Here is a 1,219-nt window from a genome sequence, read left to right on the forward strand (position 1 = left end):
TAATAGATATTTTAAATTCTAGAGAATCCAGTAAGGTTGCAACATGGCTAAAATCTTTTCCTAATATAAAGATTGTCTCAAGGGATGGATCTAATGAATATGCAAAAGCTATAAAATCAGCTCATCCTAATGCAATTCAAATAAATGATAGGTTTCACATTATAAAAAATCTTACAGAGTATTTAAAATCCTATATAACTAAAATAATGAAATTTAAAATAAAGATAGAAAAACCAAGAAAAAGTATGGAAACATCTTTATCTAATAGTAAAACTCAAAGAGTGAAACTTGCAAAAGTTCTATCTAATGATGGGCTAACGCCCTATGAAATAAGCAAAAAAATAAAAATGGATATAAGGACTGTAAATAAATATCTTAGCTTAAATATAAATACCCTATTTTCAAATAATAAACTAGATAAAAAGCATAAAGAATCTGTAAATAAAAAAGAGATTAGAGTGAATATAGTTAAAGACTTATTTTCTAAAGGGTTTAGTATGGCTGAAATATCTAGAAAAACTGGCTTTACAAAAAAGACAGTAAAAAAATACTTAAATCCAAATATTTCTCTTGTACATGGCTCATACGGAAGCAGTAGAGCTTCAATTTTAGATGGATATTTTTCAACTATTGAAGAAATGATAAATAGCGGAGCTAGCTTTAGCAGTATTGAAAAAAATCTAATTAGCAAAGGTTATAAAGGTTCAGCATCTTCCATAAGAATGTATATTTCAAAGAAGCAAAGGCTTGAAAATGAAATTGAATCATCTTCATTAAAAAACAATTACTATTTTGTTGAAAGAAGTAAGATTATAAAAATGTTATATATGAAACCTGAAAAAATAGATGGAATTTCAGCTGATGATATAGATTCAGTATTTCAATTGTACCCAGTACTACCTAAGCTTTATGAACTCGTTGATTCTTTTAAAAAATTATTGTTCGAAAAGAAAGTTAAAAACCTTTCAAAATGGATTAAAAAAGCTGAAAAACTTGATATAGATGAAATAAAAAGTTTTTTAAATGGAATCAGCATGGATATAGATGGAGTAAAAAATGCAATAAAGTATAAATATAGCAACGGCTTGGCCGAAGGCAAAATAAATAAAATAAAGGTTATCAAAAGAATAATGTACGGGAGATCTAGCTTTGCTTACTTAAGAAGAAAAATACTAGAGTTGGAAAAATTTAGATATACCAACTAACTTTGGAGAGAACC

At 26.8% G+C, this 1,219-nt stretch carries 1 protein-coding gene; it reads left to right on the forward strand.

Going from position 1 to position 1,219, the window contains the following annotated elements; all coding sequences use genetic code 11:
- Positions 1–1,205: transposase (locus tag J2Z35_RS14620; protein WP_209662125.1), on the forward strand; the 1,205-nt coding region annotated here is incomplete at its 5' end.
- Positions 1,206–1,219: the final 14 nt, after the last annotated feature.

The organism is Acetoanaerobium pronyense (assembly GCF_017874355.1).
In the GTDB taxonomy this organism is placed as follows: domain Bacteria; phylum Bacillota; class Clostridia; order Peptostreptococcales; family Filifactoraceae; genus Acetoanaerobium; species Acetoanaerobium pronyense.